Consider the following 22,446-nt stretch of genomic DNA (forward strand, 5'->3'; position numbering starts at 1 on the left):
TCACCTCACAGGACCTGGATCGGCCCGTCCGTGGATCGGTCGAAGAACTGATTGATGGCCCGGCGGCTCGAGCGGAGCACCTGCTCCTTGGGCCCGTACTCTTGCAGCTCGCCCTTGTAGAGGAGTCCGATGTAGTCGGCGATCGTGCGCGCCTCGGCGGTGTCGTGGCTGATGACCACGAAGGTCATGCCGAACTTGCGGTGCAGGTCGAGGATCAGCTCGTCGAGCGTCGCCGACATCACCGGGTCGAGGCCCGACGACGGCTCGTCGCACAGCACGATCTTCGGCCGCAGCGCGATCGCCCGCGCGAACGCCACCCGCTTGCGCATCCCGCCGCTCAGCTCCGACGGCATCTTGCGCTGCACCCCCGCCAGCCCGACCGCGCACAGGTACTCGTCGACCCGCGCCGCGATCGCCTTCTCCGACATCTTCTCGTGCTGGCGCAGCGGGAACGCCACGTTGTCGCCGACGCACATGTCGTCGAACAGCGCGCCGTCCTGGAACAGCATGCCGAACTTGCGGCGCAGCGCGAACATCTGCTCGCGGTCGGCCGAGCGGCGCTCGTCGAGCGCGGTGATGTCCTGGCCCTCGACGAAGATCCGGCCCGAGTCCGGCTTCATCAGGCCGACCAGGCAGCGCAGCAGCACCGACTTGCCGGTGCCCGAGGGCCCGAGCACCACCAGGATCTTCCCGGCCGGCAGCACCAGCGACACGTCGCGCAGCACGTGATTGGTCCCGAACGACTTGCAGACCCTCTCGAGCGTGATCGCTGGTTGTTGCTCGGCCATGATCACCTCACGTACAGCAGCGCCGACAGGAACATGTTGAGGACGATGCACAGCACCGCCGAGTGGACGATCGCGCGGTTGGTCGCCACCCCGACGCCCTCGGCGCCGTCGCGCTTGAGCGCGCGGTAGCCGTGGTAGCAGGACACGATCGCCACCAGCCAGCCGAACACCACGCCCTTGAACACCCCGGCGGCCAGGTCGCTGAGGTGCACGATGTCGCGGACCTGCTCCATGAAGGTCCCGCCGTTGACCCCCATCTGCTCGGTCGCCGCGTAGTAGCTGGCCGCGAGGCCGACGACGTCGGCGTAGCCGCACAAGAGCGGCAGCATCAGCGTCACCGCCCACAGCCGCGGCGCGACCAGCAGGCGCATCGGGTCGACCGCCATCACCTCGAGCGCCTCGACCTGCTCGCTGATCTGCATGTTGGCCAGGCTGGCGGCCAGCGTCGCGCCGATGCGCGCGCCGCAGATCACCGCCGCCATCACCGGGTACAGCTCGCGGATCCCGCCGACCCCGCAGAACAGCCCGAGCAGGTCCTGCCCGCCGAAGCGGACGAACGTGCCGTAGGCCTGCACCGACAGGTTCATGCCGGCGAAGATCGTCAGCAGCGTCAGCAGCGGCAGGCTGCCGACCCCCGCGTCGAGCGCGTGGCGCACGAACTCGTCGCGCGGCGGCGGCCCGCTGAACTGGGCGACGAACGCGCGACGGACGAAGTGCAGGAACTCCACGCCTACACCCCCAAACTCAGCAGCAGCATGCTGACGAAGTAGTCCGCGACGAGGATCAGCACGATCGTCATCGTCACCGTGTCGTTGGCCGCCTTGCCGACCCCGGTCGCGCCGCCGGTGGTGCGCAGCCCGAGGAAGCCGGCGATCAGGCCCACGGCTGTCCCGAAGGCCATGCACTTGCCGAGCCCGACCCACAGGTCGACGAGCGACACCTGCGCGTAGAGGTTGGCGAGGAACGACCCGTGGTCGACGCCCATCACCGGCACGGCGAAGAACCACCCGCTGACGAGCCCGAGCAGCGTCGTCAGCACGCTGAGCAGCGGCGTCACGATCACGCAGGCGATGAGCCCCGGCACCACCACGTAGCGGACCGGGTCGACCGACATCACCGCCAGCGCGTCGATCTGCCCGCGCACCTTCATCGTCCCGATCCGCGCCGCGATCGACGAGCCCGCCTGCGCCGCCACCATCACCGACGCCAGCGCCGGGCTGTACTCGCGGAAGATCGCGGTCGCCAGCAGCGACGACAGCAGGCTCTCGGCGCCGAACATGCGGAACAGCCCCGCGCCCTGCAGCGAGATCACCGCGCCCACCGGCGCGACCGCCAACCCGACCGGGATCAGGCAGCGCCGGACCAGGAGGTCCATCACTCGCAACGTTTCACGCAGGTAACGCGGACCCGTCACCAGACAACGCAACACGACACACAGAAATTCGACGAACGCAGCGCACGCTTCAAACCAGCGGACCGACCGGCTCAACACGGCCGCCTCCCCGGTTTGTGATGCGCTGCAGGCATGCTCCCTCGTGCCTTTTAACCGTGGACCGGGTCTCGCGCGCAACAAAATTCTCGTCAGGCGCAGACCGTGCGGGCCCCGTGAAATCCCGTGCGCGACAGGCCTCACCGGCCTCACGTGGCCCACGGCGAGGCCGCACGCTCACCTGCCCCTCGGGTCCTGTCCTCCGTGCAAGCCCACGGCCGAGCGGCCCGCGCGATATCGCGCAGACCCCTCCCAGCCCCCTCCAGGAGCCCGTTTCCGGCAAATTTGACTCCCTCGGCGCGAGCGGCCAATGTTCCTCGGGTGAGGCCGGTGAACATGCGGCTCCTCGCGGCAGCCGTCGTCGCATCTGTGGGTCTCGCCTGCGGGCCTGGCTGCGTCACGCCGGGCCCTGCGCAACCAGCACAGGCGGTCCCCCCTTCCGATCCCGCGCCCGGTCCGACCACCGGTCCCGCGCCGGTGCAGGTGCAAGTACCGCCGCCCGGCCCGACCCCCGCGCTCACCGACGCCGCGCGGGACGCCCGGCTGTGGGCCCAGCGAGCGATCCTCGGCGAGCGCGCGGCCTTGCTGGAAGACAGCGCCGGGCAACCCTTCCCTGTGATCCCGATCGCAGCCGGCGGCGACCTCCAGGCCGCGCTCATGCCCGGCGCGGGCCCCGGTAACCTCGACGCCCTGCCCGGCTCCGAGGGCGTCGGCCCGGGCGGCACCGGCGTCGCTCCCGCGATCAACGGCAACGCGCTCGGCCAGTTCATCCTCCTCCAGCGCGGCGCCGACGATCCGCTGCAGCACTTCCACGAGGCCCTGCGCCGCCTCGACCAGGGCCTCGACGACGACGGCAAGGTCCGCGTGCTGGTGTACGGCGCCTCGCACACAGCGGCCGACATCTACCCGACCTACCTGCGCGCCTACCTGCAGAAGCGCTTCGGCGACGGCGGCCTCGGCTTCTACCCGCTCGTCAAGCCGAGCAAGTTCACCCGGCCCTTCGCGTGCACGATCGAGAACTCGCGCGGCTGGAAGATCGAGCACGCCCAGCGCTCCGAGTCGCGTGCCGACGGCTACTTCGGCCTCCTCGGCGCCAGCGCGTCGACCAGCAAGAAGCGCGAGGTGACGCGGGTCTCCTTTAATCCGCCGCTCGACCGCAAGGCCGAGCCGCCGGCCCTCAGCCGCTACGACCTCTACTTCTTGCGCCAGCCCGGCGGCGGCAAGTTCCAGGTGCTGTTCGCCGGCAAGAAGGCGTTCACCGTCGACACCAAGGCCAAGCAGCCCGGCCCCGGCTACCACACCTTCGAGCGCCCCGGCCCGCCGGAGACGATCGAGATCCGCCCGGTCGGCGACGGCGAGGTGCGCCTGTTCGGCGTCACCGTCGAGAACGACGCCAGGGGCGTGGTCGTCGACACGCTCGGCATCGGCGGCACGCGGGCCTCGAACCACCTCAAGTGGGACGAGTTCGTGTGGGCCGACAATTACAAGCGCCGCGCCCCCGACCTCGTCATCCTCGCCTACGGCTCCAACGAGTCCGTCGACGAGGACCAGCCGATCGGCGTGTACAAGAACAACCTGCGCGAGGTCCTCGCCCGCCTGCGCCGCGCCTCGCCCGAGACCAGCTGCGTGCTCGTCGGCCCCGGCGACTTCCCGCTCAAGCGCCCCGACAACTCGCTCGGCCCGCGCCCGCGCGTCGCCGACATCGTCACCGCCCAGCGCGAGCTCGCCCGCGAGGCCGGCTGCGCCTTCTGGGACGCCGTCCAGTTCATGGGCGGCGAGGGCTCGATGGCCTACTGGGCCACCGCCCAGCCCGCCATGGCGATGTCCGATCACCTCCACCTCAACCGCCGCGGCTACACCCGCATGGGCATGGCCCTCACCGACGCCCTGATGTTCGACTTCGACGGCGGCAGCCCGGCCCCCGGCGGCGACCCCCTGCTCGCCCGCGAGGCCCCGCAACCGGACCCGACCGTGCCCGCCGGGGCCGTCCCCGCCGCGCCCGCCCCCGAGCCCGCGCCCGAAGAGGCGAGCGACGTCCCCCCGCTGGCCGTCGTCCCCGCCACCATGCCCTGAGCGACCTCCTCGCGATCGCCGCGCGCTAGAACGCCAGGCCGAACGTCAGTCCGAACGTCGTCTGACCGTTCGACCATGGCCGAAAAGACATCTTATTCGCCGGTCGCGCGGCCTTCCACGCGCGTCGCGTGACGATCCCGCGGCGCAGGAGGAACCCGCTGGCGACCGCGATCGGCACCGCGAACGCGAACGACAGCGAGCTCGACACCACAGCGGCGACGAACGGGTCGCCGCCCAGCGGACCCATGCAGTGCGTCGAGTACTCGGGGTCCCGCAACCAGTTCTGGAGCGTGCAGTAGTTCCGGGTCCGCACCGCGCGGTAGGCCTCGTAGCTGCCCACGCCGACCAGCGCCCCCGCGACCGCGGCCGTCACCGCGCCGAGCCCGATCTCGACGTCGCCGCGCTCGCTGACCGCCGCGCGAGCAGCTGGGGGCTGACGCGGAGGCATGACGACCGCAGACCCGTGCGCGCGGGCGCACCCGCACACGATCGTCACGATCAACGCGCTCCTCCGCATCGCCAGATTTCTACCCGATCGCCCGCGCGCGTGGCCACCGGAGAAGCAGATCGCGTAGCATCGCCGGCATAGGAGAGCCCCATGGCACATCGCGCCGAGCGCATCGCCTTCGCCTGCCTTGCATCCACCTTCGTGGCCGACCTCGCCGCCTGCGGCGACCCGTCCCAGGCCACCGGCACCGAGACCTCGACCTCGCCCACCACGCTCACGACCGACCCGATCACCGCCACCGGGACATCGACCGGCACCACCGACGCCGAGACCACGGAAGAGCCGACCGCGGGCACCACCACGACGACCACGAACCCGCCGACGTCGACGACGACCACCACCGACCCGACGGCCACCGACACGAGCACGACCAGCCCGCCGTGCGTCGGCCTCGAGTGCCAGATCGATCAGTGCAACGGCAACCCCGACATGACCACGCTGTCGGGCATCGTGTACGCGCCCGAGGGCACGCTGCCGCTCTACAACATCACCGTGTACGTGCCCGGGGGGCCGCTCGAGCCGGTGGTCGAGGGCGTCACCTGCGACACCTGCGGCGACGGCCTGCCCGGCGACCCGATCGTCGCCGCTCTCACCGACACCAAGGGCGAGTTCAAGCTCACCGGCGTGCCTTCGGGGCAGAACATCCCGCTGGTGGTCAGCGTCGGCAAGTGGCGCCGCGAGATCGTCCTGCCCGAGATCGTCCCGTGCGCCGACAACCTCGCGCCCTACGACCTCACGCGCCTGCCGAAGAACCAGAGCGAGGGCCACATCCCCAAGATCGCCCTCGTCACCGGCGGCGCCGACCCGCTCGAGTGCCTGCTGCGCAAGATCGGCCTCGAGGACAGCGAGTTCACGCCCGAGGCCGGCGACGGCCGCGTCAACCTCTACGAGGGCAACGGCGGGGCCGACCAGTACGACGACAGCCTCAACGGCGGCGCGGACTTCACCGGCGCCGGCACGCTGTGGGGCAGCCTCGACAACTACAAGAAGTACGACATGGTCCTGATGGCCTGCGAGGGCGGCCAGAACGGCGGCTCCAAGTCGGCGGCGATGCGCCAGAACCTGGTCGACTACGCCGGCCTCGGCGGCCGGATCTTCCTGTCGCACTGGCACAACATCTGGATCGAGGGCGGGCCCGATCCCTGGCCGAGCACCGCCGACTTCGTCAGCGAGCCCGACCTGCCCAACCCCGTCACCGCCAAGATCGACACCACCTTCCCCAAGGGACAGGCGCTGGCCGACTGGATGATCAACGTCGGCGGCTCGATGGTCCCCGGCGAGATGCAGATCAAGGAGGCGCAGTACACCGTCGACTCGGTCAACGAGATGACCTCGACGCGGTGGGTCTACACCGACTCGCCCGAGGACACGGTGCAGTACTTCACCTTCAACGCTCCCGTCGGCGCGCCGGCCGAGCAGCAGTGCGGCCGCGTGGTCGACAGCGACATCCACGTCTCCTCCGGCGACAGCATCGGCGAGCCGTTCCCCACCGGCTGCGAGACAGCGGACCTGTCGCCGCAGGAGAAGGCGCTCGTGTTCATGTTCTTCGAGCTGTCGGCCTGCCTGATCCCCGACGACGAGGACCCGATCCCCGGCTGACCTGCGGGCGGCGCTCGCACGCCCGCAGGTCAGCGCGGCGCCTCGCGTGACATGTCCGTTCGGACATCCGCGCCGGACGGCCGACTGCGCCCGCGATCACCTGTCTCTTCAGACATCCACGCCGGCGCCGCCCGCCGCCGCGCCAGGACGATCTCTCGCGATCGACGACCGCCGGTTCGGCGAACCTCGTCCCCCGATCGCCGCCACACGGCCCTCTCACGCGCGCCGAGCGAGCGTCTGCACCTGCCCTCCGGGACATCCACGAGGACGCGCCGCCGCCCGCGCACCGGCGCCGACGGGGCGCGACGGCGCCGGAGCCGGGATCTCGCCGCGAAAGATTCGCCCGGCGCCGCCGCACGGGCGCGCGCGATCAAGCGTGCGCGAACCGGCCCTCGGGCCGGGCCCCATCAGTTCCCGCGCGTCCCCGTCCGTTGTGCCGCGGATCGCGGCGAGCGCCGTTCATCTGTCCCGAAGGACATCTCATGTCGCGCGATCGCGCTCGCCTCTGCGATCGCCGGGCGGGCGTGATCGCGCCGCGCGGCATGACCCTTCGGACATCTTGCCGGCGCGGCGCACACAACTCTTCGCCGCGTTGTCGCCGTCGCGCCTCGGTGTCCTGTAAGATGAACCCCCTGATATGCCGCCCAACGATCCCAGGCCGCCTGCGAAACCGGCGCCGCGGCCCCGTCCTGCCAGCACCGGCGAGATGAGGGCACCCGCCAAGCCGGGCAGCACCGGCGAGATGAGGGCGCCCGTCAAGCCGCCGGGCAGCACCGGCGAGATGAGGGCGCCCGTCAAGCCGCCCGGCGCCACCACCGGCGAGATGCGCAGCAAGCAGCCGGCGTCGCTGGGCGGCGAGCCTGCCAAGCCCGCCCCCGGCCGGGCGCGCTCGCCGACGCGGTCCGGAACAGCGTCCCTGACCGGCGCGACCCCGGCGGCGGCGCGGCCCGTGACGTCGACGGGAGCTGCGGCGGCGCGACCGGCCCCGGCCAAGCCGCCGGCGCCGATCGGCCCCGGCTCGGTGATCGACGGCCGCTACAAGCTCGAGCAGCCCCTCGGGTCAGGTGGCATGTCGACGGTGTACCGGGGCACCCACGCGCGCACCGGCGGCAAGCTGGCGATCAAGCTGCTCGACCCGCGCCTGTCGGGCAAGGCCGACATGCAGCAGCGCTGCCTCGCCGAGGCGCGGGCCATGATGGACATCTCGAGCAACCACGTCGTGCGCGCCTACGACGTCGGCCAGACCCCCTCGGGGCAGGTGTACATCGTCATGGAGTACCTCGAGGGCGAGGACCTCGATCACCTGCTCCAGCGCGAGGGCCCGCTGCCGTGGCACCGGCTGGCCAACATGGCGGTCCAGATCTGCAGCGGCCTCAGCTCCGCCCACGCCAAGGGCACCTACCACCGCGACATCAAGCCGCAGAACTGCTTCCGCGTCACCCTCGATCGCAACCCCGACCACGTCAAGCTGATCGACTTCGGCATCGCCAAGGACACCAACAGCGGCCAGGAGCTGACGCAGGACGGCGTGCTGCTCGGCACGCCGGAGTACATGGCGCCGGAGCTGATCGCCACCAACGCGACGCCCGACGCCCGCTCCGACATCTACGCCGTCGGCGCGACGCTCTACAAGCTCATCACCGGCACGCCGCCGTTCTCGAGCAAGAACGTCCTCGACCTGCTCTACCATCAAAAGCACACCGCGCCCGAGGCCCCGAGCAAGCGGGCGCCCGAGCGCGGCATCCCGCCGATCGCCGACCAGATCCTCCTGCGCACGCTCGAGAAGGACCCGGACAAGCGCTACCAGACCGCCGACGAGTTCGGCCAGGCGCTGCTCGAGTCGCTCGACGCCGTCGTCGGCGGCCCGGTCGTGCGCCACCGGAGCCAGCCGTTCCTGGTGGCGATCCCCGAGCGGTCGCGGCCCGGCACGACGCCGATCGGCACGCCGGCCCCGAACCCGACCCCGCAGGGCGGCACGCCGCGGCCCGGCGCCACGCCGCTCGGCACGCCGACGCTCGACGACGCCGAGGGGGCGACCCACTCGGGCGAGCCGGCCGTGCGCGACGAGGTGTCGCGCTCGCAGCAGTACGACACCGTCGCCCCGCGCCCGATCACCGGCAAGGACGTCGCCGCGCGCGGCGGCACCCTGCTGTCGCTCGCGCTGGTGTTCGGCCTCGCCTCGTGGGTGGCCGCGCCCGCGCCCTCGCCGGCCGACGCCGCCGCCGCTGCGGCCGCCGCCGACGACCCCGAGCCCGAGCCGGTCAAGCCCGAGGAGCCGGCCTCGCCGCCGAACGAGCCGCCACCTGCCCTTTCGGACAGCACCGCAGCCGCCGTCGAGCCGACCCGGGTCGAGGAGCCGCCGCCCGAGCCGACCAACGTCGACGCGCCGCCTGTCCCCGAGGACACCAAGACCGACGCCCCGCCCGTGGTCGCCGACACCAAGGTCGAGGTCCCGCCGCCCGAGCCGACCAAGGTCGAGGCGCCGCCACCTGTCCCCGAGGACACCAAGGCGCCCGAGCCGACCCCGGCCGCCCCGCCGGCCGCCGGCCAGCCCGACCCCGACTTCGGCTACCGCAACGCCGAGAAGGAGCTGCGCAGCCAGCACAAGTTCTTCCAGACCTGCCTCGACGACGCCGGCCAGAGCACGTCCAAGCTCAAGTTCACCATCGAGGTCCGCAAGTCGGGCATGCCGCCGCACAAGATCAAGGTCATCTCGAGCAACGCGGCCGTGCGCGCGTGCGTGCGCGGCCTGTTCGAGCAGTTCCCGTTCGACTCGAGCCCCCGCGGCGGCGCCTTCTCGTACAGCTACAGCAACGGCAAGGCGACCTTCGAGCGGCTGCCGCTGTCGAACCCTTCCAACTAGGTCTTCGGGACATGTCCTCCACGACACCAAACGACAAGCCGCCGGGCATCGCCCGCTTCGGCGCCGGCGCGGCGCTGCTGCTCAGCCTGCTCGGCGCCGGCGTCGGCCTGTACCTCACGGTGCTCAAGTTCCGCATGACGTTCACGCCGTGCGCCTCGACCAAGGGTGCGTGTGCGATCGGCGGCATGTCGTGCGAGGACGCGCTGCAGAGCAGTTGGTCGACCCTGTTCGGCCTGCCGATCTCGCTGTGGGGCTCGGCGTTCTATTTGGTCGCCGCGGTGGTCGCCGGCGGCTTCCTGCTGCGCCCCGAATTCCTGCGCGGCGCGGCCCGCCCGCTGCTGCTCGGCCTGGCCCTGTTCGACGTGGCCGTCAGCGCCGTCTACGGCAGCTACGCCTTCCTCATCCTCAAGGCGCCCTGCCCCTACTGCCTGTCGCTCTACGTCATCAGCGCGCTGTTCCTGATGTGCGCCCTGTTCGCCGTCCACGGCGCCCCGCGCGGCCTGTGGAAGCGGCTGGCCACGCGCCGCCAGGCCGACCTGCTCGACGCCGTGTTCGTCGCCTGCGCCGTGTTCATCGTCGGCCTCGGCGTGCAGTCGGTCGGCTACCAGGCCACGCGCCGGTTCGTCGACGCCCAGACCGGCTGCGCCGCGCCGACCGTGGCCCTGCCGACCACCGCGATCGTCACCGGCCCCGCCGACGCCAAGGTCGGCATCGCCCTGTTCCTCGACCTCAGCTGCCCGCACTGCTTCAACGAGTTCCGCAACGTCGGCCGGGCCGTCCGCGGCAAGGAGCTCGACGTGCCCACGCGCGTCTACGTGTTCCACACCCCGCGCGCCGCCTGCGACCCCGACGCCTTCCCGGCGGGCTACCCCAAGCACCACGCCGACGCCTTCAACGGCGGCGCGTGCCTGGCCGCCAGGGCCGCCGAGTGCGTCGAGAAGCTGCGCCCCGGCGCCGGCTTCGACATGATCTCCGCCCTGTTCGCGCTGCAGGCCGACCCCGACCCGGCCGGCGGCCCGCTGTTCAGCCCCGTGCGCGTCGCCAGCAAGGCCGTCGACATCGGCCTCGAGATCGACCCCGACGACGTCGACAACGAGCTGTTTCAGTGCATCAACAACGACAAGGACGGGATCGTGCGGATCACCGCCCACCAGAAGTACGCCGTCGAGCAGGACTACAAGGTGCCGACCGGCTACGTGTTCCCGATCGAGGGCGGCGCCCCGCGCCTCGACGCCGTCAGCTACCTGCAGTCCGACTACACCGCCCGCGCGATCATCAACATCATCCGCGGCAGCATCAAGAGCCCCTGATCCGAGCCGGCACTCATGGCCTCCGAGTTCGACACGACGACCAAGCTCCTGCTGGTGCTGACCGGCTTCATGGCCCTCATGGTGCTGCTCATCGCCTACGTGGCGATCTTCCGCACCGAGGACCCCTTGCTCGCGCAGGCCGGCGGTGAGGCGGCCCAGCCGGTCGCCGTCGTCGCCGCCGCCGACTGCGACGCCAGCACGCCCGAGGGCTCGGCCAAGTGCCCGCCGGGCCAGTACTGCCTGCACGACAAGTGCGCCCCGATCGACGACCTCGCCATCTGCGGCGAGGGCGACAGCTGCCGCGACTGCGACTGCGAGATGCCGCTCGTCTGCCACCAGATGCGCTGCCAGGACCCCGCCCAGCTCGAGCGGGCCCCGCTCGAGTGCGCCCGCAACGAGGAGCTGGCCAAGGCCGTCCGCAACCTGCAGAACAAGTGCGCCAGCCGCGACAAGAGCCTCGGCGACCTCGTCTCGACCCGCTCGTGCACCCCGTCCGACTGGGAGCAGCTGGCGATCGACGACCCGCAGTTCGACCTGATCCTCGCCGCCTTCCCCGGCCGCTTCTCGGTCCACTACCCGACCGGCCTGCCGAAGAAGGGCACCAACTGGCCGACCAAGCAGGTGCGCGAGCACTACAAGGCGCAGATCCGGCGCTTCAGGGACCAGCTGGGCAAGGCCAAGCAGGTGTTCGTGATCGGCCGCGCCTCGCCCGACGGCGACCGCAAGGAGAACCACGACCTCGCCGTGCGGCGCATGGACATGGTCACCCAGATCATCGGCGAGGTCGTCAACGAGGGCCTCGCCGAGACCGAGCGCAAGCAGATCCCGATCCAGCCGTTCGCCATGCGCGACGCCAAGCCGCTGAACCCCGAGCGGTTCAAGAAGAGCTACCTCGACGTCGAGCCCGACAAGAAGACCCCGTCGCCGGTGGTCGCGTGGGACGAGGTCAACCAGCGGCGCATGCAGGTCCTGCTCGACGGCGCCATCGACCTCAAGGACCAGAGCTCGCGCGACTGGAACGAGCTGTTCAACGCCATCAACCGCGTCGTCCTCGTCGTCCCGATCCCCTGCGACGGCACCGAGTACAAGCCCCCCAAGACCGCCCTCGACGAGTCCGCCGGCTGAGCGAGCCCCGCCATGTCCAGCGCCCCGCAGCCGCCCCCCCTGCTCGCCTACAAGCTGGTCGCCATCCTGACGACCTTCATCGCCGGCGTCAGCCTGCTGGTCGCCGTCATGCTCATGATGCGCGTCGACAGGACCCGCGACCTGCTGCAGGGCAAGCTGCAGGCCTGCCCGTGCTGCCACGAGGCCCTGGCCCCGACGCCGCCCGCGCCCGTCGTGCCGCCGGTCAACGCCCCGGTCAACATGCCGGTCAACACGCCCAAGACCTGACCCGAAGACCATGTCCGAGCCGACCCGCCTCGACCTCAAGGACACCGACCCCGCGCGGGCCAAGGCGCGGCTGTACGTCCGGTGGGCGGTCGTCAACGTCTTCCTGACCACCCTCGCCTGCGGCCTCGCCCTGCTGATCTGGCTCAAGGAGAACGACGTGCGCAAGCAGCTCGCGCGCGTCCTCCAGCGCGAGAAGCAGGGCTGCGTCGACACCACGCGGGTGCTCGAGACCAAGACCGCGCTGATCGTCGACCCCGAGGAGGTCGCGCCGCCGCAGGATCGGCCGCGCAGCGGCTACGTCGGCCGGTTCGGGACCCAGATCTCGCCGGCGATGCTGGTCAAGCTCGAGGCGATCCGCGACACCAGCAAGCCGGCCGTCGAGGTCCGCTTCGGCGCGCAGGAGGTCTTGCCGTCGCAGCACATCCACCTCGTCAACCTGTGGGCGACCTGGTGCGGCCCGTGCAAGGCCGAGATGCCTGACTTCAAGGCCATGTTCGAGCGCAAGGCCGAGGCGTGGGGCGGCGACGTCCGCTTCGTCCCGGTCCAGCTCAAGGACAACACCGACCCGCGCAAGTCGTACCAGGACTTCGCCGACGTCATGCCGCCCGCCGCCGTCAAGCTGGCCGACCGCACCTACGACGAGAAGTTCGTCAAGGTGCTCGAGGCCGAGGAGCAGCGCCAGCTGTTCCGCGGCAACCTGCCCGTCACCTTCGTCCTCGACTGCAACCGCCGCGTCCGCTGGGCCAAGTTCGAGCAGCTCACCGAGGCCGACTTCGAGGACCTCGAGCGCCACCTCGACCAGCTCCACGCCGAGCTCGCCGACGACTCGCCCGACGCCTGGTGTAAGAAGCCGTGGCCCGGCAACGGCCGCTGCGAGGGCAAGGAGAACACCGCCGCCCACCACAGCCCCGAGGACTGCGGCGAGCTCAAGAAGCGCGGCCCCGCCGTCGAGGCCCCCGTCCTCCCGCCCGAGCAGCCCGCCGACCCGACCTGCGCCGCCGGCCAGATCCGCACCGCCGACGGCCGCTGCGTCGCCCGCCTCAAGGGCGCCCCCGTCGTCACCAAGCCCGAGAAGCCCCAGGGCCCCAAGACCTGCGGCAACGGCGTGTGCGAGCCCGCCCGCGGCGAGAGCAGCCAGACCTGCTGCCAGGACTGCGCCTGCGAGGCCCCGCTCGTCTGCAAGCTCGACGCCAGCGACCGCCACACCTGCCAGGCCAAGGGCCTCAAGTAGCGCCTGGCTCGAGAGGCATGTTCGAGAGGGCATGCCCCTCTGAGCATGTTTTAAACATCATGCTCGAAAGGGCATGACTCGACAGTCATGCTCTTCACCGCTCCGAGCCTCTCGAGGCCCGTGCCGTGCCCCCGACCTCGGCAGAACCGCCCGCTGAACATCCGCCCCAGCGCCGGCATCCGGCCGTCGTCGCGCCTCCGGGCGCACACCGAGGCGCAGTCAGAACGCCAGGCACCGGTCCGATGCCGGCATCCGGCCGTCGTCGCGCCTCCGGGCGCACACGGAGGCGCAGCCAGAACGCCAGGCACCGGTCCGCGACCAGGCGGACGCGCCTGCGCCTGTCGCAGCGCCCCTCGCCGGGGCCGTCAGAACCGGCCGCTGAGCGTCAGCCCCAGCGCCGTGCGCCCGGGCCCGCCGCCGAGCCGCAGCGCCTTCGCGTACTGCGAGCTCTTGCCGCGCGACAGCCCGAGCCCGAGCCCGGCGCCGGCGGCCAGGCCGATGCCCAGCCCCGCGACCGCCGACGACGCCGCGAAGATCGCCGCCGGCCCCTTCACCTCGCCCGGCAGCGTCGCCCAGCTCGCCTCGGGCGACGTGTTGGCCTCGTTGAAGTTGCCCCCGCCGACGACCAGCCCGACGATCCCGCCGATCAGCGCCGCCCCGCCGACGCCGGCCTCGACGTACCACGCCAGCCGCCGCGACTTCTCCTTGCGGATGAACCAGATCGCCCCGCTGCCGACCAGCCCGAGCCCCGCTCCGAGCACGCCCGTGCCGGCCGCGCGCAGCGTCGCCCCCGCGCGCAGATCCGACGAGCAGCCCTGCAGATCCGACCAATCGGCGCAGGCCATCGCGTCGGCCTTCAGCGCCGGCCCGAACCCCTTCGCCTGGCCGACCGCCGTCAGCGCGACCCCGATCACCGACAGCCCCGCCCCGACCCCCACCGTCGCCAGCCCGATCTTGCGCCCGTCGAGCGGCTTGCCGGCGTCCGGTCCCGTCTGTCCTTTCGGACCTGTCTCTGCGGGCACTGGCTTCAAGGCCAGCTCGGCCGTCACCGCCGCGCCGGCCGTCACCTTGATCTGGACCTCGGCCGGCTCGGCGCCTGGCGCCTGCGCGCGCAGCACCCACGTCCCCGGGTCGAGCTGGATCACCCCGCCCTGCGCCGTCCCGCTGGGCGCCAGCGGCACCGGCAGCTCGGGGCGGATGTCGGACGCGAACTCGCTGACCCATCGCGCCGTCACCGTCGGCTCGCCGCCGACCCCTTCGGCCTGCACGCGGACCTGCACGCTCGTCACCTCGCGGCGGGCCACCTCGAGCTGCGCCTTCGCCTCGTCGCGGTCGGCCCCCTTGACCTCCGCCAGCGCCAGGTACTCGTTGAGGTACGCCACCGCGTGCGCGTAGTGCCGCGCCGTGTAGCGGGTCACCGCCGCGTTGAACAAGAAGCGCGGCTCCTTGAAGTCGCGCCACAGCCCCTCGAACTCGAGCGCCGCCTCGACGTGCCGCTGCTTCTCGAACTGCCGGTACGCCGCCGCGACCCGCTCGTCCTTCGACGAAGCCGCCCCCGCGGGCGCATCCGCCGTCACCATCGCCATCGCCAGCGCGACACCTTGCACGATCAGCATTCGCCCTCGTTCCTCGGCCGGGCCGCGAGTATAGGCCCCACCGGCCCGCGGGCCAAGTGACGCCCGGCGCGCCGTGGCTCGCGCCCGATCGCGCGACCTGCTCCAACGGCCAGTCTCGCGCGCTCGACCGAGCCCGCCCCTGAACACCGGATACTCCGGTCTCGCTCGCCATGCGACCTCCCCGTGACACCCGCCGGGCCGCCCCGAGCCAAAACGCCTGACACGCCCGCAACCCCGTCCAGCAGCTTTCTGGGCCGCCTCCTGCGAGATCTGTCCGCGCGACCCGGCTCGCCCTTGCGCTCCGCGGCGCCACCGTCGACCATCACCCCAAGCGCACCCGCCATGCTCGCCCGCTCCTCGCTCGTCGCCCTCGCCTTCCTCTCCGCCGGCTGCCTCAAGGACCTCACCCAGGTCGAGATGGCCAGCGACGGCACCAGCAGCGCGCCCACCGACACCACCGCCACCAGCGATCCGACCTCGACGACCGACGCCACCCCCGTGTGCGGCGACGGCGACCTCAATCCGGGCGAACAGTGCGACGACGGCAACGACGTGGCCGGAGACGGCTGCGAGAACAACTGCACGACGACCCCTGGAAAGAAGTGCGGCGACGGCACCAAGGATCCCGACGAGGACTGCGACGACGGCAACAACATCGACGGCGACGGCTGCGAGGCGAACTGCCGGCTTCCCGTCACCATGGAGTGCGGAGACGGCGAGCTCAACCCGGGCGAGCAGTGCGACGACGGCAACACGATGAGCGGCGATGGCTGCGAGAGCAACTGCACCAACACCCCCAAGTGCGGCGACGGGATCCAGGGTCCCGGCGAGCAGTGTGACGATGGGAACACCGATGACGACGACGCATGCCTCTCCTCCTGTGTCCCGGCCTCCTGCGGCGACGGGATCGTCTGGGCCGGAATGGAGATGTGCGACGAAGCCGCGATGAACGGGACGTACGGGCACTGCAACACCGAGTGCAGCGGCCCCGGCGAGAACTGCGGCGACGGCACCCGCAACGGCCCCGAAGAGTGCGACGACGCCAATCAAGTCGACGACGACGATTGCTCGAACGATTGCATCGCTCCCAGGTTCGTTTTCGCCACCGCAACCGGCTTCACGGGCAACCTCGGCGGCGTCGTCGGCGCCGACGCAAAATGCGTTCAGGCCGCCGAAGGTTCGCAACTCCCCAGCGGTCTCAGCTGGGTCGCGTGGATCAGCGACGAGTCGAAATTCCCCTCGTCTGCGGGCAGGATGGAGACTGGCTACGCTGGCTACTACAAGCTCGCAGACGGGACCATTCTTGCTCATGGCTTTGCTGCCCTGATCGCTCCGCCACTCGGTACCGCCATCAAACTCGACGAGAACGGCAACGCGGTCGTCGATCCCCTCCAGGCGTGGTCCAATACACTTCCGGATGGCACGAGCGCCGGCAGTGCTCATTGCAATAATTGGACGTCGGCCATGTTCAGCACCAAGGGTCGCTTCGGCGAAGTGTCTGCGAACGACGCAAGCTGGAGCGATGCTCCCGCAGATAACCCCGCTGGATGCTCCAATTCATTTCACCTCTACTGTTTCCAGAGCGCGCCTCCACCGTAACAAGCACAGGACACCACCGAAAATGCGTCGCGCCGCGTCCACGACGTATCCCAGAAACTGCTCAGATCATGCGGTTGCATTCCCCGGCCCCCGTGCTTCTCGCCCTCGCCATGGAGGCGTGCTTCTACGCTCCGAAAGTAACGGCTCTCACCGAAGCCGGTACCACCATCGACACTACGGACCAGTCAACAACCCCGACGACGACGGGTGCACCATCCACATGCGGCGACGGCAAGACCGAGGGCACCGAGCAGTGCGACGACGGCAACGGTGTCGACGGCGACGGCTGTGAGAGCGACTGCACCACGACGCCGGGCGCTGACTGCGGCGACGGCATGCTCGACCCCGGCGAGGAGTGCGACGACGGCAACAAGGACAACACCGACGCTTGCACCAACACCTGCAAGAATGCAGTATGCGGTGACGGCCTGGTGCAGGCCGGCGTCGAGGACTGCGACGACGAGAACTTCGACGACGCGGACCCTTGCGTTTCCTGCAAGACGGCCTCTTGTGGGGACGGCTTCGTCCAAGCAGGAGTCGAGGAGTGCGACGACGCCAACAACATCGACGACGATGACTGCTCCAACGATTGCAGGGCCCCGAGAATGGTGTTCGTCACACATGGCGACTTCAAGGGGAACCTGGGTGGACTTCTCATCGCCGATGCCACGTGCGCGCAAGCGGCAGCAGACGCACCGCTCCCCGAGACCGTGAACTGGCTCGCCTGGATCAGCGACGACACGCTCTCCCCCGCGTCTCCGGGCCGCATGGACACTTCGTTCACGGGTTACTACAAGCTGACGAACGGCACCGTCATCGCTCACGGCTGGAGCGACCTCACCGACGGCTCACTGTTGCACCCGATCAATTTCGACGAGACCGGCGCGCCGCTCGAGGAGGAGCCCTTTGCCGTGTGGTCGAATACGACCCCGGCAGGACTGAGCGCGGGGAACGACGATTGTTCCGGATGGTCGTCCGCCGCCCTGGCCACCAAGGGGCGCCATGGCGCTGTCAACGCGATGGACGGCGGATGGAGCGATGCTCTGATGGACAATCCCGTCGGCTGCGCGAATTCGTTCCACCTCTATTGTTTCCAAAACAGCCCCCTTCCTTGACGTACTCTTACGTTCCACGCGAAGCCGGAGCGAACAGGTACCGGCCTTCAGCACTCCAACGGTTTCCGTCACCCATGAATACACGTTTCACGACGGTCCTGTTGCTCACGGCCATCGTGCCGGCATGCTTCTACAATCCGGAAGTTCCCCACTCCGCCGGCACCACTGAAGCGATCACGACCGACACCACCGCCGCCAGCGAACCGACCTCGACGACTGACGGCACAGCCGTATGCGGCGATGGCAAGACCGAAGGCGCCGAGCAGTGCGACGACGGCAATGACGTCGCCGGCGACGGCTGCGAGAACGACTGCACAGCCACGCCGGGTACCGACTGCGGCGACGGCATACTCGATCCCGGCGAGGAGTGCGACGACGGCAACAAGGTCGCCATGGACGGCTGCGAGAACAACTGCACCGAGACCGTCAGCGCCAGCTGCGGCGACGGCCTGATCAGCGGCGACGAGGAGTGCGACGACGGCAACGACGACGACACCGACGAGTGCCTGTCGACCTGCAGGGCCGCCAGCTGCGGTGACGCCCACGTCCAGATGGGTGTCGAGGCTTGCGACAACGGCGAGCAGAACAGCGACAGCGCCTACGACGGCTGCACCACCCAGTGCGAGCTCGGCCCGCGGTGCGGCGACGGCGTGGTCCAGGAGGCCGAAGGCGAGCAGTGCGACGACAGCACCCCCGACGGTGACGACCTCTGCAACAACTGCATAGCGACGCCTTACCGATACATCTTCGTGACATCTTTGACGTTCAAGGGCGACTTGAACAAGTTCAGCGGCTCGGACATTAAGTGTGCGGCTGCGGCCGACAGCGCCAGCATTCCGCTCATTGCAAAATGGAAGGCATGGCTCAGTGACAGTGCCGAATCTCCGACCTCCCGCATGGATACCACCTTTAATGGCTGGTACGTCCTACCCGGCCCTGAGCCAGTACTCGTCGCCCGTGGCTGGGCGGGTCTGACCTCGGGCATGTTGCTGCACCCGGTCAATCGAGACGAATTCGGCAATCCCATCGCCGCCGAGGCCCTCGTGTGGACCAACACTGACCTCGAAGGTAAAATTCTTTCGCTCGACGCTCATTGCAACAACTGGGATTCGAACACCGGCTTCGGCAACACAGGAGATCCAAACGCAATAAACGAGATGTGGACACATTCACAATCCAAGGTCGACTGCAATACGCCTCACCACCTCTACTGCATTCAGAACTGACAGAAGCGCACATCGTCCACGACCACGTTTGAGGCCTTCATAAAGCTTGCCCGGTGGTCGTCAAAGGCGTCTATCCGCCACGCGATGAAGCGTGGCGACAAATGACGCTCGCAATTCCATCGCCGCGCTGAAGGCAGCCAGTCGCGGCCGACCCTGCCGCCAATTTCGATCGGGCCAGCGGAAATCACAGTACCCCGGCAGCACCGCCGCGCAGATGTCCCCGAGGTCCGGCGCCACATCGTCGAGCGGCTCGCGCTCGAGAGCGTCGAGCGCCCCCTCGACCGCCGCCAAGAGCCGCTCGCGCATCGGGTCCTCCCCCCCGCGCCGTTCTCCCGCGAACAGCCGCCCGGCGGCAGTGCACGTGTCAGCAGCGAGCGCCTGCAACCGCAGCGCGCGCCAGCGCCGCTCGCCCTCCTGCGGGATCAGCCGCCGCCCCGCGAGCGCATCAAGATAATCGCAGATCACCGCGCTGTCGTAGAGCGGTTCGCCGCCGTCGCGGATCAGCGTCGGCACCTTGGCCAGGGGGTTGAGCGAGCGCAGCCGCTGGTCCGTCCAGGGATCGATCTCGATCATCGCAATCCGCTCCACCAGACCGAGTTCGTGCGCGACGATACGAGCCTTGCGGGCGAAGGGCGAAGTGGCCGCGAAGAAGAGCTGCACCGGCCCAGAATGGAAGCGGTCCTCGCCCACCGCAACCCTGTTCCATCGCGCGCCATCGCCGCTACCGAGTCGACACCTTCACGTGCTGGGCCGCTCGCCGTCGACGAACTCGCCTCACTCCCTAACCGCTCCCTCGAATCACCGCGTGACGAGGTCTCGATGTCCAGCATCTCCGTCAATCCCCCGAAGACCCATGTCACCACCGGCAGCAACGGCATCCCCGCCGTCACCGTGCTCAACGTATGGATGCCGGGCAGCGACTCACGGCATCGGAAATCTCGCCTCGCGCCGCTCCTCCGGCGTCGGCGGCGGCAAAGCGCTCGCCGCCACCAGCTCGCCAACGACGATCTGCGCGAACACCTCCGCCTGCACGTCGTGCAGCGCCAGCGAGCGCTCGAGCACCCACAGCAGCTCGAGCAGCTCCTGCGTCAGCGCCTCCGTCCACCCCTCGGGCCGCAGCGCGTCGAGCGGCGACGACGTGCGCCCGCGCGGCTGCAGCATCCGACCCGCCAGCCAGGACTGCACCACCTTCAATCCCGACACCTCGTACGCCCAGACAGCCGGCGCCACCGGTGCGAATCGCCCGCTCCCGACCACGAGGACCCCGTCCTCGTACTCGAACGCGCGCGGCTGCTCGCTCACGGGCGCCACGCAGCGTGCCCGCCCCTCGACCACCCCGCCGCGAAACGAGTGCAGCCCGAGCAGTTCTTCCCCGAGAGCCGCGCAGCGGGCGAACAGCTCGGCGTCGCGCGTGATCGGTACCCGCGGCCCCGGCTCCGCCAGCTCCTCCGCCAGCATCCGCGTATAGCCCGGGTGCGCCAGGCAGCCGTACACGTACGAAAATAGCTGCTCCGCCGTCACTGCCCTATTAAACATGTCTCTCAGAACATCGAGCACCCCACGCGTCACGTTGGCCTCGGTCGCCGCGCGGTCGCGCCACAGCGGGATCACCCCCTTGTCGCCGAACGATCCGCGAAAATGGTGCAGGTCCGGCACCTCCGCGCAGGCCATCGCCGCCGGCCCGCGCGACAGCCCGCTCGACAGCAGCGTCGTCATGTAGCGCTGCGACGGACCGTGGGCGCGCCACAGCGCCGGACGCAGGCGATCGCCGAGACGGGCGTCGGCCAGGCACCAGCGGCGGTCGAGCGAGCGCCAGGCGATCCGCTCGATGCGCGGCGTCGGTGCTTCCGCGGGCAGCGATGCGAGCGCGGGCAGCGGCGACCCCTCGAACAGGTCGATCCCCTCGCGGGTGATCGTCCACGCCTCCGTCTCGCGGAACGCCGCCGCGCGATCGTCCGCGTGCAGCAGCGCGCGCCAGCGTCTCTCTGCCAATTCACGCGTCACCGCGATCGGCCACGTGCGCTTCCACTGCGCGCCGGCGTGCTGCCAGGGGAACAGGTCGACGAGTCGCGGCCAATCACTATAGTCTCCTGATGTCGCGGGGACGAAGGGCGCCTCCCAATCGTCGGAGGCGCGCGCCCACGCGAACTCGTCCAGCGATTGCAACGCCCCGAGCCGCCGCAGCTTCGCCTCGCGGCTGTCCGTCTCGGGCAGTCGCGCGTACCACACCGCCGCCGCCCGCGCTCCGACTGTCTCTCCCCGCCGCACGCCGACCGCAATGCACACCGGCGTGCGAACATTCTTAAAAACATTGGCGGACGGTCGCGGCCCGAGGGCGTCGCCGCCGAGGTCGACGATCCACAATGCGTCGAGCACCGCGCGCATGTGGCGACGGAGGGCCGCGAAGCCCGGGCCGCGCAGGAAGCTCGACGGCGTGATCAGGCAGACGATCCCGCGCTCCGCCTGCTCGCAGGCCCGCCACAGCGCCCAGCGCCAGAAATAGACGTACTCATTGTAGACATTCTTGGCGTGCTTGCCGATCGCCGCGTCGGGCAAGAAGTCGGCGAGGAGCGCCCGCTCGCCGTGCTCGCGATCGCCGTGGCGGATCCACCCGCCGCGGTCGGTCTCCGCCAGCTCGCGGCGGTCGTAGGGCGGATTGCCGATACACACGACGATCCGTCGCCCGTCGTCCTCGCCGCGCTCCGGTCGCGCCAGCGTGTCGCGCTGCACCACCCGCACGCCGCCCGCAGGCAGACGCGCTCCCGCGGCGAGCAGCGCTCGAGTGACGCGGGCGTGCGCCACCGCGAGCGGACCGGCGAGCAACTCGTGCGCCGTGAGGTTGGCGGCCAGGTCGCTCGCGCACGTCGCAAGGTCCTCCTTCGACTCCCGCGCGCGCTGCAGCGCGTGGGCCACGATCGCCAGCGGATACACCCCGGTGCCGCACGCCGGATCGATCGTCACGACCTCCGGCGCCGCGAAGCCGAGCGGCGCCGCGAACTCGGCGGCGAGCAGCTGCTGCACTGCCACGATTTGCGCGTGCACCACCTCGGCCGGCGTGTAGTAGGCCCCGGCCTCGCGGCGCAGCCGTCCGTCGTAGGCGGCCAGAAATTCCTCGTACAGATACAGCCCGCCGTGCTCGCCCAGCGCCGCGGTCGCGCTCGCGGCCACCGCCGTCTCGAGCTGCGTCAGCGCCTCCGCGATCTCTCCCCGGTGCTGCGCCGCCGCAGTCAGCGCGCGCGCCAGCGGCCCCGGCGTCGCCGCACCGTGCAGGCCCGCGCCCACGACCGTCGACGTCGCCGCGGGGTGATCGAGGCGATCGATCCACAGCCCGTACGCGATCGTCTGCGCGAACGCGTCGGCGAACTCCGCTTCGCCGCCGCACCCCGCCGGCGACCACTCGCCCGCGAGCTTGCGCAGCTGCGACGTCGGCGCGGCGAGGGCCGCCAGCACCGCCTCGCGCAGGGCCACACAGCGCGCGGCCAGCAGCGCGGCGACCTCGCGCGAGCTCTTCGGGGCCGACCGGCGCATGCGCGGAAACATAGCAGAGCAACATCGCGCACGGGCCCGGCATGCGCGTGCGGCGGGTGCGTGCATTCGCGCCCGCGGGCTCGACGGCCCGCAGTGATATCCTCCTGGC

General features: G+C 70.4%; 18 protein-coding genes. 11 read left to right on the forward strand and 7 right to left on the reverse strand.

Annotated features, from left to right (window positions below; all coding sequences use genetic code 11):
- Positions 1-5: 5 nt before the first annotated feature.
- Genes K7C98_RS17800 through K7C98_RS17810 form a run of 3 tightly spaced genes read right to left on the reverse strand, consistent with a single transcriptional unit; the run spans position 6 to position 2,163 of the window.
- Positions 6-788: an ABC transporter ATP-binding protein gene (locus K7C98_RS17800; protein ID WP_224192876.1), complete on the reverse strand. Its 783-nt coding sequence runs from the start codon at positions 786-788 to the stop codon at positions 6-8.
- 2 nt (positions 789-790) lie between these two features.
- Positions 791-1,516 (reverse strand): MlaE family ABC transporter permease, encoded by a 726-nt coding sequence (locus K7C98_RS17805; protein WP_224192878.1) that lies wholly within the window; start codon positions 1,514-1,516, stop codon positions 791-793.
- A 2-nt stretch (positions 1,517-1,518) separates the two neighbouring features.
- The gene (locus K7C98_RS17810; RefSeq protein WP_224192879.1) at positions 1,519-2,163 is read right to left on the reverse strand and encodes an MlaE family ABC transporter permease; all 645 of its coding nucleotides are present in this window, start codon (positions 2,161-2,163) and stop codon (positions 1,519-1,521) included.
- A gap of 591 nt (positions 2,164-2,754) precedes the next feature.
- Between K7C98_RS17810 and K7C98_RS17815 the strand changes: the two genes are divergently transcribed.
- On the forward strand, positions 2,755-4,350 hold the full coding sequence (locus K7C98_RS17815; RefSeq protein WP_224192880.1) for a GDSL-type esterase/lipase family protein: 1,596 nt from the start codon (positions 2,755-2,757) through the stop codon (positions 4,348-4,350).
- 25 nt (positions 4,351-4,375) lie between these two features.
- Here the strand turns inward: K7C98_RS17815 and K7C98_RS17820 are convergent, their stop codons facing one another.
- Complete coding sequence (locus tag K7C98_RS17820; protein ID WP_224192881.1) at positions 4,376-4,798, reverse strand: hypothetical protein; 423 nt, start codon at positions 4,796-4,798, stop codon at positions 4,376-4,378.
- Between K7C98_RS17820 and K7C98_RS43700 the strand changes: the two genes are divergently transcribed.
- From K7C98_RS43700 to K7C98_RS17850, 7 genes are all read left to right on the forward strand, one after another.
- Positions 4,797-4,925, forward strand: coding sequence for a hypothetical protein (locus K7C98_RS43700; RefSeq protein WP_263429581.1), 129 nt, complete (start codon positions 4,797-4,799; stop codon positions 4,923-4,925). The genes K7C98_RS17820 and K7C98_RS43700 overlap by 2 nt on opposite strands.
- 23 nt (positions 4,926-4,948) lie before the next feature.
- Positions 4,949-6,457: a carboxypeptidase regulatory-like domain-containing protein gene (locus tag K7C98_RS17825; RefSeq protein ID WP_224192882.1), complete on the forward strand. Its 1,509-nt coding sequence runs from the start codon at positions 4,949-4,951 to the stop codon at positions 6,455-6,457.
- 706 nt (positions 6,458-7,163) lie between these two features.
- Positions 7,164-9,320: a serine/threonine-protein kinase gene (locus tag K7C98_RS17830; protein WP_224192883.1), complete on the forward strand. Its 2,157-nt coding sequence runs from the start codon at positions 7,164-7,166 to the stop codon at positions 9,318-9,320.
- A gap of 11 nt (positions 9,321-9,331) precedes the next feature.
- Positions 9,332-10,630 carry a vitamin K epoxide reductase family protein gene (locus K7C98_RS17835; RefSeq protein WP_224192884.1) on the forward strand — a complete coding sequence of 433 codons (1,299 nt, stop codon included), beginning with the start codon at positions 9,332-9,334 and terminating at the stop codon, positions 10,628-10,630.
- 15 nt (positions 10,631-10,645) lie between these two features.
- Positions 10,646-11,755, forward strand: a complete 1,110-nt coding sequence (locus K7C98_RS17840; RefSeq protein WP_224192885.1) for a hypothetical protein — start codon at positions 10,646-10,648, stop codon at positions 11,753-11,755.
- A gap of 12 nt (positions 11,756-11,767) precedes the next feature.
- Positions 11,768-12,022 carry a hypothetical protein gene (locus tag K7C98_RS17845; RefSeq protein WP_224192886.1) on the forward strand — a complete coding sequence of 85 codons (255 nt, stop codon included), beginning with the start codon at positions 11,768-11,770 and terminating at the stop codon, positions 12,020-12,022.
- Between the two features lie 10 nt (positions 12,023-12,032).
- Positions 12,033-13,253 (forward strand): TlpA family protein disulfide reductase, encoded by a 1,221-nt coding sequence (locus tag K7C98_RS17850; protein ID WP_224192887.1) that lies wholly within the window; start codon positions 12,033-12,035, stop codon positions 13,251-13,253.
- A gap of 365 nt (positions 13,254-13,618) precedes the next feature.
- Here K7C98_RS17850 and K7C98_RS17855 read toward each other — a convergent pair whose 3' ends face one another.
- On the reverse strand, positions 13,619-14,869 hold the full coding sequence (locus K7C98_RS17855) for a hypothetical protein (RefSeq protein ID WP_224192888.1): 1,251 nt from the start codon (positions 14,867-14,869) through the stop codon (positions 13,619-13,621).
- Positions 14,870-15,211: 342 nt separating this feature from the next.
- Between K7C98_RS17855 and K7C98_RS17860 the strand changes: the two genes are divergently transcribed.
- The 3 genes from K7C98_RS17860 to K7C98_RS17870 all read left to right on the forward strand — a co-directional run bounded on the left by K7C98_RS17860 (position 15,212) and on the right by K7C98_RS17870 (position 18,809).
- Entirely contained in the window at positions 15,212-16,468 is a 1,257-nt protein-coding gene (locus tag K7C98_RS17860) for a DUF4215 domain-containing protein (protein WP_224192889.1), read from the forward strand.
- 92 nt (positions 16,469-16,560) lie between these two features.
- A complete protein-coding gene (locus tag K7C98_RS17865; RefSeq protein WP_224192890.1) occupies positions 16,561-17,583 on the forward strand; it encodes a DUF4215 domain-containing protein in 1,023 nt (340 codons plus the stop codon).
- Positions 17,584-17,657: 74 nt separating this feature from the next.
- Positions 17,658-18,809, forward strand: a complete 1,152-nt coding sequence (locus tag K7C98_RS17870) for a DUF4215 domain-containing protein (protein WP_224192891.1) — start codon at positions 17,658-17,660, stop codon at positions 18,807-18,809.
- A 60-nt stretch (positions 18,810-18,869) separates the two neighbouring features.
- Here K7C98_RS17870 and K7C98_RS17875 read toward each other — a convergent pair whose 3' ends face one another.
- Together K7C98_RS17875 and K7C98_RS17880 are read right to left on the reverse strand one after the other, a co-directional pair.
- Positions 18,870-19,469, reverse strand: a complete 600-nt coding sequence (locus K7C98_RS17875; protein WP_346660292.1) for a glutathione S-transferase — start codon at positions 19,467-19,469, stop codon at positions 18,870-18,872.
- A gap of 261 nt (positions 19,470-19,730) precedes the next feature.
- Positions 19,731-22,403: a type ISP restriction/modification enzyme gene (locus K7C98_RS17880; RefSeq protein ID WP_224192893.1), complete on the reverse strand. Its 2,673-nt coding sequence runs from the start codon at positions 22,401-22,403 to the stop codon at positions 19,731-19,733.
- Positions 22,404-22,446 lie beyond the last annotated feature (43 nt).

Origin of the sequence: Nannocystis pusilla, assembly GCF_020073745.1 — a bacterium.
GTDB classification, from domain to species: domain Bacteria; phylum Myxococcota_A; class Polyangia; order Nannocystales; family Nannocystaceae; genus Nannocystis; species Nannocystis radixulma.

Bases quoted from the DNA above. Each gene is read 5' to 3' on its own strand.
- K7C98_RS17860 (WP_224192889.1), top strand. From the start codon at position 15,212: ATGCTCGCCCGCTCCTCGCTCGTCGCCCTCGCCTTCCTCTCCGCCGGC.
- K7C98_RS17845 (WP_224192886.1), top strand. From the start codon at position 11,768: ATGTCCAGCGCCCCGCAGCCGCCCCCCCTGCTCGCCTACAAGCTGGTC.
- K7C98_RS17830 (WP_224192883.1), top strand. From the start codon at position 7,164: ATGAGGGCACCCGCCAAGCCGGGCAGCACCGGCGAGATGAGGGCGCCC.
- K7C98_RS17880 (WP_224192893.1), bottom strand. From the start codon at position 22,403: ATGCACGCACCCGCCGCACGCGCATGCCGGGCCCGTGCGCGATGTTGC.
- K7C98_RS43700 (WP_263429581.1), top strand. From the start codon at position 4,797: ATGACGACCGCAGACCCGTGCGCGCGGGCGCACCCGCACACGATCGTC.
- K7C98_RS17840 (WP_224192885.1), top strand. From the start codon at position 10,646: ATGGCCTCCGAGTTCGACACGACGACCAAGCTCCTGCTGGTGCTGACC.
- K7C98_RS17825 (WP_224192882.1), top strand. From the start codon at position 4,949: ATGGCACATCGCGCCGAGCGCATCGCCTTCGCCTGCCTTGCATCCACC.
- K7C98_RS17850 (WP_224192887.1), top strand. From the start codon at position 12,033: ATGTCCGAGCCGACCCGCCTCGACCTCAAGGACACCGACCCCGCGCGG.
- K7C98_RS17810 (WP_224192879.1), bottom strand. From the start codon at position 2,163: ATGGACCTCCTGGTCCGGCGCTGCCTGATCCCGGTCGGGTTGGCGGTC.
- K7C98_RS17835 (WP_224192884.1), top strand. From the start codon at position 9,332: ATGTCCTCCACGACACCAAACGACAAGCCGCCGGGCATCGCCCGCTTC.
- K7C98_RS17820 (WP_224192881.1), bottom strand. From the start codon at position 4,798: ATGCCTCCGCGTCAGCCCCCAGCTGCTCGCGCGGCGGTCAGCGAGCGC.
- K7C98_RS17870 (WP_224192891.1), top strand. From the start codon at position 17,658: ATGAATACACGTTTCACGACGGTCCTGTTGCTCACGGCCATCGTGCCG.
- K7C98_RS17855 (WP_224192888.1), bottom strand. From the start codon at position 14,869: ATGCTGATCGTGCAAGGTGTCGCGCTGGCGATGGCGATGGTGACGGCG.
- K7C98_RS17800 (WP_224192876.1), bottom strand. From the start codon at position 788: ATGGCCGAGCAACAACCAGCGATCACGCTCGAGAGGGTCTGCAAGTCG.